The 542-nt window shown below is 72.7% G+C and carries 1 protein-coding gene; it reads left to right on the top strand.

Annotation, left to right across the window (positions count from 1 at the left end):
• The coding region (locus tag MJ783_RS08135; RefSeq protein ID WP_239309693.1) for a type IV secretory system conjugative DNA transfer family protein at window positions 1-542 on the top strand (542 nt) is incomplete at both ends.

Raw genomic sequence — 542 nt, 5'->3', positions numbered from 1 at the left:
CGCTGGATGGATTTCCACGGCTTCGCCCTGCCGGTGTCACCGACCGCGGGCCCGCACATCCTGGCCGACGACCGGGCCTCCGGGTTCGCCCACACCCCGCTGGGTGCGGCCCTCGCCGCAATCAACATCGGTTTCCGGACCGGATCCTCCGTCAGTCCGTTCGTCTTCGAACCCACCATCGAGGACGTCGCGGTCGCGGTCATGGCCCCCCGCGCCGGTAAGACCACCGCGCTGGCGGTCCCGGTCATCCTCGACGCCCCCGGCGCGGTCGTCGCCACCGCGAACAAAGCCGACCTGTGGGCGACCACCGCCGCCCTGCGGGCAGCGACGGGCACGGTATGGGTGTTCGATCCCCAGCAGATCGCCTACGCCCCGCCAATCTGGTGGTGGAACCCCCTGGCGGCTGTGCGTGGGGTGGAGGACGCCGACCGGCTCGCCTCCCACTTCCTCCAGGAGATCCGCGGCGGGCAGGCATCCCGGGACTTCTGGGCCGCGGCCGCCGGGGACCTGCTCGCCAGCCTGCTGCTGGCCGCCGCCACCAG

This window comes from Protofrankia sp. Cj3 (assembly GCF_917627355.1).
Taxonomy (GTDB): Bacteria; Actinomycetota; Actinomycetes; order Frankiales; family Frankiaceae; genus Protofrankia.
This window is presented reverse-complemented; position numbering and strand designations above follow the sequence as displayed.